Annotated in this window: 7 protein-coding genes; 2 read left to right on the top strand and 5 right to left on the bottom strand. The window is 49.8% G+C overall.

The annotated features are described in order from the left end of the window. Positions 1-1,563: dynamin family protein (locus AC0MA3_RS18995; protein ID WP_474657297.1), on the bottom strand; the 1,563-nt coding region annotated here is incomplete at its 3' end. Between the two features lie 298 nt (positions 1,564-1,861). Between AC0MA3_RS18995 and AC0MA3_RS18990 the strand changes: the two genes are divergently transcribed. After that, positions 1,862-2,287: an SRPBCC family protein gene (locus AC0MA3_RS18990; RefSeq protein ID WP_474657296.1), complete on the top strand. Its 426-nt coding sequence runs from the start codon at positions 1,862-1,864 to the stop codon at positions 2,285-2,287. 2 nt (positions 2,288-2,289) lie between these two features. Further along, on the top strand, positions 2,290-2,622 hold the full coding sequence (locus AC0MA3_RS18985; protein ID WP_474657295.1) for an ArsR/SmtB family transcription factor: 333 nt from the start codon (positions 2,290-2,292) through the stop codon (positions 2,620-2,622). Between the two features lie 111 nt (positions 2,623-2,733). On the opposite strand, the gene AC0MA3_RS18980 is transcribed toward AC0MA3_RS18985, so the two are convergent. From AC0MA3_RS18980 to AC0MA3_RS18965, 4 genes are all read right to left on the bottom strand, one after another. Further along, positions 2,734-3,000 carry a hypothetical protein gene (locus tag AC0MA3_RS18980; RefSeq protein WP_020432793.1) on the bottom strand — a complete coding sequence of 89 codons (267 nt, stop codon included), beginning with the start codon at positions 2,998-3,000 and terminating at the stop codon, positions 2,734-2,736. A 25-nt stretch (positions 3,001-3,025) separates the two neighbouring features. Then, on the bottom strand, positions 3,026-3,715 hold the full coding sequence (gene nth, locus AC0MA3_RS18975; protein WP_474657294.1) for an endonuclease III: 690 nt from the start codon (positions 3,713-3,715) through the stop codon (positions 3,026-3,028). A 138-nt stretch (positions 3,716-3,853) separates the two neighbouring features. Continuing rightward, positions 3,854-6,604, bottom strand: coding sequence for an S-layer homology domain-containing protein (locus tag AC0MA3_RS18970; protein ID WP_474657293.1), 2,751 nt, complete (start codon positions 6,602-6,604; stop codon positions 3,854-3,856). Between the two features lie 79 nt (positions 6,605-6,683). Then, positions 6,684-7,340 carry a GerMN domain-containing protein gene (locus tag AC0MA3_RS18965; protein ID WP_379162503.1) on the bottom strand — a complete coding sequence of 219 codons (657 nt, stop codon included), beginning with the start codon at positions 7,338-7,340 and terminating at the stop codon, positions 6,684-6,686. Positions 7,341-7,392 lie beyond the last annotated feature (52 nt).

The raw sequence follows: 7,392 nt of genomic DNA, 5'->3' as shown, positions 1-7,392 counted from the left end.
CAGGGCAGCCAGCGCGCTGAGCGCGCGCGCCTGCCGCTGCAGGGCTGCCTCGCGGCGCGACAGAGCCGCGCGCCGCTCGTCCAGGAGCGGCGGCAGCTTCGCCAGCAGCTCATCGCCGATGCCAAGTGCGGCACGCCGGAACTGGCTCTTGATCTCTGCCGCAAGCGTGCGGCAGAAATTCAGCAGCGCCTCGCCGCTGAAGCCGGTTCCCGGCTGGACGGCAGCCGCCAGCACACTGGGGCTGAACGCCGGGAACGCCTGCTTAAGGGCATTCTCCGCGGCGTCATCCCAGACTCCGAGTTCTTCTCCCCACTGCCGGACCAGCTGGAGCAGATGCCATTCCAGCTGGGCTTCGATCTCCCGGCTCTGCAGCGTATGCCAGGCGGCCAGCCGTTTCTGCTGTTCCTTCTCCCTCTTCGCTGCCGTGAAGAGCAGCCCCTTGCGGAAGCCGGGACTGACACTTTCAGCATAGGCTCCGGCTGCTTCCCGTACCTCTGCCGGCATCAGGCTGCTGTTCCCCAGCAGCGCATCCAGACGGGTTCGAAGATGGTGCCGTGCTTCTTCAGCCAGCCCCTCAATCCTTGCCCGCTCATCCGCGCATTCGAGAAGCTCCCGCTCCACGTATTCCCGTTCCTCCGCTGTTCCTGCCTCCTCCAGCAGATGTTCCCTTTCCTCCCGCTGCTCTTCACGGTAAGCGGTCTTGGCTGCATCTGCAGTATGATAAAGAGAACGCGTCAGACTATACTGAAGCAGCTCATCCCGTTGTTCCAGGAGCTTCGCAATCAAATTCAGCAGATCCTTCCACTGGTTTAAGGGATGATCCGGAACCTTAAGGGATGTAAAGAGAATTCCTGCCGGCTCTATCCCCCACTGTCCGAAAGCGCTTTCCAGTTGCTGCCGGTACACCTCTACCGTAATTTCCTGTTCACGGTGCTTGTCAATCTGATTAATGATGAGATACAGCGGCTTGCCCCATTCACTAAGTGTTTTGGCAAAAGCCAGATTATTCTCGGATTGCACATGGTTATAATCCATCACATAGAAGACTACATCAGCCAAATGGAGTGCCGAATGCGTTGCCGCCTGATGTCCGTGATCGGTTGAATCCACTCCCGGTGTATCCATCAGAACCCCATGATTCCCCAGCAGCGGTACGTTTTCCCATACAGATATGGCAGAGTATTCGCCGCCTTTGCGGCAATAGTCCTGCAGATCTTCTGGGGTCGTCTCCAATGGAGGCGGCTGGATTCCAGTATCACCGGTTTGCGGATACAGTAGAACACGAGGGGTTCCACTCCGGATGGAGACAATATTCGCACTGGTCGGAACCGGTCCGGAAGGCAATACAGACTTCCCGCACAGAAGATTAATCATACTCGATTTCCCTGCCGAGAAATGCCCGCAAAAGGCCAAGGTCAGCTCATCTGCAGCAGCTTTTGACTCCAGATCTGTGATAATCTGTTCTGCAGCCGGATCGTCCCATTGCTTCATAAGCTTCTTAAGCCCCGAAAAGGACAGTTTCTTCACAATTTCATTCTCCAATTTGGCCCGTTCCGCTCCCACGTTTACTCCCACCTTCGCTGCTTCGTGTCTCTTTAGCTTACCAAGAATAGAATAATTACATTTTATCACCAGTTTGCCACAATTCAAATCAGAACTATTTACAAATTCCCCTATAATCCCTCACGAATCTCACAATCCCAGGCATCTTTTTTACAAACTTCTTGATCTTCTCATATTTATTCCGGAGTAAGAAAAGACTATACCAGGTTAGCTTACTCGTAAGCATTGAAAAATAACACCATATGGTGTTACAATGAATCACGAATTCAAAAAATTGTACAACCCCTGGAGGTAACTAATGCACAAAGAAAAGACATTGCCTGAAATCCGCAAAACTGTAGTTCTGAACGCACCTATTGAAAAAGTATGGACAGCCGTGTCCACATCCGAGGGAATGGCAGCTTGGTGGATGGACAATACATTTGAACCGGTCCTAGGTAAGGAATTTATTCTGCGTTCAGGCCAATTTGGTGATTCTCCTTGCAAAGTTACTGAACTCGCTCCTCCTCACCGGCTGGGCTTTGACTGGGGCAAGGACTGGCATCTGGCATTTGAATTGAAAGAGCTGGGCAATCAGCAAACAGAGTTCACCCTTATTCATTCCGGCTGGGATGAAGCAAAGGTTACCGAGTTCGGACAACCGCATTCGGTGATCCACGACATCATGAACGGCGGCTGGGAGGGTATTGTCCATAAGAGCCTGGTTCGTTACACCGAGGCTTAGGCATGGCTGTTCCAGTCCTCAAACATGATGTATTTCAGGCGATCGCAGATCCCACCCGCCGAAGCGTGCTTAAGCTGCTCGTCCATAACGATATGCCGATTGTGGCCATCTCGGAGAACTTCCCTCTCTCGCGTACAGCCATTAACAAACATCTGCACATCTTATCGGAAGCAGGTCTTGTCAGCTCCAGACGGGTTGGCAGGGAGACAAGGTATTCGCTTCACCCTGAGCCTCTGGCAGAACTTAAAGACTGGTTAGCTTTCTTCGAGACCTACTGGGATGACAGACTATCGGTGCTCAAGGCATTCGTCGAGAATGTCCCCGAGCCCAAATAATTTTGCAGAAACAATAGACGTTCTTATGGGGCACAGCAAAAAGCCGGCCACAGGGCCGGCTTATCCACAACATATTCGGGTCACTTATACTAATAGAACCACGTTAATTCCTTAAGCAGTTTCCAGAACTGGCAGCAGAATTTCGAAAACCTTGCCGTGCTGCAGAATAGTCAGACCACGGGATTTGTCTCTCATCACGACCACTTCAGGTTTTTGGGACATCCGTTCCAGGTAATGCTCAGGCACATCGCCGGAGTGGCTGATTGTGATGCCTTCCACTTCCTGTTCTTCGTTTTCCTCAAGCGGACTTTCTACAACACGTTCAAAAATATCGGAGAACGCTTCAAAATTGTCGGTATATACAGAAATGCACTTCATCTCTATCCCATCCTCTTCTTCATCTCTAACTCTTCATTCTTGTTTCCGTATGATTCTTAGCTTTCCTGATTACAGCTGTTTTCATACGTTTCTTACCTTCCCGGCATACATCCAGCAGCGGGCATACCTGACATTTGGGGTTCTGTGCTTTGCAGTGATAGCGGCCGAAAAAAATCAGCCGGTGGTGCGTGAGTGTCCACTCGTCACGCGGCACCGCCTTCATCAGCTTCTTCTCTACTTCCAGCACGGAATCCTTCCAGCCTGCAAGGGCAAGCCTCTTAGCTACCCGCTCGACATGTGTATCCACCGCTATGGCCGGTACTCCAAAAGCATTGGATACTACCACATTCGCGGTTTTGCGACCGACACCCGGCAGGGTTACCAGCAAATCATGTGCCTGGGGCACCTCTCCACCATACTGCTCAATCAGGATTGAACAGAGACTTTGAATATGCTTTGCTTTGTTACGGTATAGACCAATCCGCCGGATGTCACTCTCAAGTTCCTCTATCGGTACTGAAACATAATCGAGCGGGGCTTTATACTTTTGGAACAGGTCCTCGGTTACTTTATTCACTGTTGCGTCCGTACACTGGGCTGAGAGCAGCACGGCTATCGTAAGCTCAAAAGCGTTGCGGTGATTCAGCTCACAATGCGCATCAGGAAACAGCTCTCCGATGGTATCCAGGATGTGGCGGACCTCTGCAACCTTCATAGTGTCCCCTCCACGGAGTGTTACGCCGCTTGTAGCGAGTGTAACTTCTCATTTGTACAGTCATTTCAAAAAAAACGTCTTGAAACAGGCAAAACGCCTGAATCAAGACGGTGTTTCACACGGAAAATCACCAAGCCCTTATTGTTTCGCGATCTCAACAAGAATATTATTATTGAAATACATTATAATATTATCATTTTCTTTGATAGATTGCACGGATAAAGTCGTGTCGCCTTGATGAATATATACATTCGAAGCCAGAACAAATTCGTAATTGTTATCCTCCGTACTTGAGCGTTTGACCAGAACCTTATTCGTTGCGCTTTCGTATCGCCAGAAAGTTCGTGTCTGCTGGCTCAATACACGAATTATTAGGGCTCCAGCGGAGTCCTTGCGCACTTCCACACGGTCAGCAGTAGTAAGCGAACCCAGTGTAGTAGCGGTGGAACCGTCGCGGATAATTTTGACCCCGCCAGTCGCTGTGAAGGTTTGTATTCCACTAATATAATCCTTCACAGTCAATGTTCCGGCGGCGGCATCTACTGCAGTCAGTTGTCCAGTAGTAAGCTTAACCGCCTGAAGGGAAAGCGGTGTGCTGCCGCTAAAAGTGGCATTTACAAAGCCGCCCACCTTCAAATCACTGATTTTGATAGTTTGTCCGGACTCGTCTGTGATCGGCAGTGTCAGAGTGTTCAGCACAGTTGTGCCATCGGAATACTTCACTCCTAGCTTATTGGTAGTCGAATCCAGACTGATGATCTCCAGTTGCAACGATGAATTAACACGTAGTACAGAAATCACATTTTGATTATCAGCAAGGAAAGCTGTGACGGTGCTGCCCAGAGCCACATCAGAAATCGACGAAGTAACACGGCCAAATATATCCACGGTTTGAGGATAAGGCAAACTTAGCAGCTGTTCGTTGGCAAGTTTGATGGTCATCATTCTGGTCGTTGTATTTATGGCGCTTAACGTGCCTTCATATTTGGTGCTAGTCTCCACTGAAAGTGCGCGCTGACCGGCAGCAACCACATCAATTTTACGGCCTTCAGTTAGTCTGTACCCCATATTGGTGAGTGAGGTGGTTACCGCCCCATCATATGCAAGCTTGGTGTTCGAATCAAGCTTCACTAATTGTGCTTTGCCACTGGTATCCATTAAGGTCAAAAGCTGTGTCTTGGCACTGTAGTCCACCACAGACGCTCCCGTATACAAGGAAATTTGGCGGCTCAGCACTTCGATTTTGGTCACTTGATCACTACTGTTCAGCGTAATTTGCACATTGTCCCCAGCCGTTGTATCGGCGATCAGATCACTGATGAGCGGAGTGGCTACGCCAGGGATTACGATGACAGGCTTAGTGCCAAGCAGCTTCACCTCAAGCGTGCCATCCGATTTTTTGTACACGATTGTTGAACTGGTCAGCTCAGTAATCGCCCCTTTTACGGTTCGCTCAACCCCTGAAGTCACTTCTATAGCTCGGATCACATTATCTTTAACTGTGTATTTGACCGATGCCCCCGTCTTCAGATCAGCTGGAGTCAGGACTGCGCTTTGCGAACTGAACAGTGTTGATCCTTCCTCCCAATTGAAGGATTCGGTTACACCTTCGGCTGTTTTAAAGGTAATTCTCTTGGCTGCAGTATCGACACTTTGAAGGGTTCCGGTCGCTGTTTTGTTCACCATACCAGAGGTCACTTGAACTCTGACGAGCTTGTTCGCACCGCTGAAGGTTTCCCGTAGCAGTGAAACTTTGCTGGCTGAAGTAATTGAAGATGGAGTAATTGCAGCACCATTCACATCCACAAAAGTGGTGCTTCCATCATAGCTGTATTGATCGTATCCGGATGGAGAATCCAGCCAGATCGTACCCGGAGTGATTTTGGCAAATACGCCCTCTATGCTCTGCACCTGCTGCACCGGATCTGTCACTTCAACATAAGCGGCATTGTAGGTAGCTCCGATAACAGTCACTTTGGTATAAGGCTTAATATCACTAAAATTGATTCTGGTATCTGAAGTGCTGTTAAAGTATGCTGTGCTCGGTGTCAAATTATACCCGGAAGTGTTCCCATTGCTGTACAGGGTCAACTTCCCGTCCTGAAGGGCGCTGATGCTGCCTTTGACGGTATTGTCATAGTCTAGGGTATTGTGTGCTTCAGCACGGCTGAAGAAAGTGGCCAGCTGCGCACGGGTTACAGCACCCTGCGGATCAAATCGGTTGCCATCCAGTCCGTTGGCCAGGCCCAAATCCACTGCAGCATTAATGAATCCCCGTTTGTTTGCCGTAACCTTGGCATCATCAGCAAAGCCTGTCGGTTCACCGGATACTGCAACGGCTTCCTGACCTTTACCCAGCGCACGGATCAATAACTCAGCAATCCATTCACGGCTGGCCTTGCGTTCTCCCCATGAGGTCTTCAGATTATCCGCAGCCATTTCAACCGTCTTGTCCAGGAGTCCCTGCTGGAAAGCAAGTATTACATAGGGTTTATAGTAATTGGTTACTTTGAAATCTGTAGGAAGTACTACATCCGTATTATTGTTCACATTGCCCTGCAGCTTCATGAAACGAAGTGCCATGAGTACCGCCTCTTGCTGCGTAACGGAATCCCCCGGACGGAACAGACCGTTGTTGCCTACAACAATCCCTTGGGAGGCCAATTTATAGATATGTTTTTCGGCCCAGAAGCCGTTTTTCACGTCAGTAAAAATCCCTGCAGCAGCCGCGGGAGCAGCTGCGATAGCTGCTGGTGTTGTTACTACCGCAGCTGTATCGGCGAACGCCGAAGCTGCTCCGCCAAGCACCATCGTGCCAGCCAGAATTACGGTTACCGCTTTACTGGAATAATTATGAATAGAACGCTTTGACCTTTTTTGCCCGGACAATAGGATATTCCCCTCTCTATGATCATCTGAAATGCCAGTATTTAATTTCGCCGATTAACTGCTTTTTCCTGCATTTTCCTTATAGACCGCTGTTTTCTCTAGTCATTGGATGCTCGAGATCCACATGTCCCATGAGACTTTCCACTTGTTCACCATCCACTAAAACCTCAATACTCTTCACTTCTTCAAATTGGAACAGAGTCTGGGCCAGTGCGCTGATGGCAAAAGCCTCACCGCCGGCACCAAGCTGGGCTTCATCCGGTTTATGGATGTCCATGGTAATCTGGCCGTCCGCAAATTTAAGAGATTTAAGCTCTATTTTACCCCACAGAGGAATCTGTTCAGGGTTCGTGCTGCTCTGCAGAGCTTTGTAGGCCTCACTGTACTTCTCCACATCATCTGTATAGCTAATTTCAGATTTAGCGGGAACCAGCTCCATTTGCTGAGGATCGGTGAAATACACAGAAATGCTCTGACTCTTTTTGGCGGGGGCTGTTGGCTGTTCTGTAGCTGCTGGTGAAGGAGTTGCAGATTCTGCTGTCGGCTGAGCAGTGGCACTGGCTTCAGGATCCTCGCTCACGTTGTTACTGCCAGCAGTACTCCCGGCGCCGTTCACAACCGTTGTGGAATCTTGTCCTGCTTGATCCGCCGGAGCTGCAGCAGGTTTATCACCGCATCCGGCGATCACAAGCAGAAGCACTGCTGCAATACCTGCATAGGTCCATTTCTTATTCATTTACAATTACCCCCTCTGGATGAATATGGGCAGACAGGGCCGCAAAGCCTTT

This window comes from Paenibacillus sp. LS-5 (genome assembly GCF_056121505.1).
Note: the sequence above shows the minus strand (reverse complement) of the source record. Positions and strands in the feature narration are given on the sequence as shown.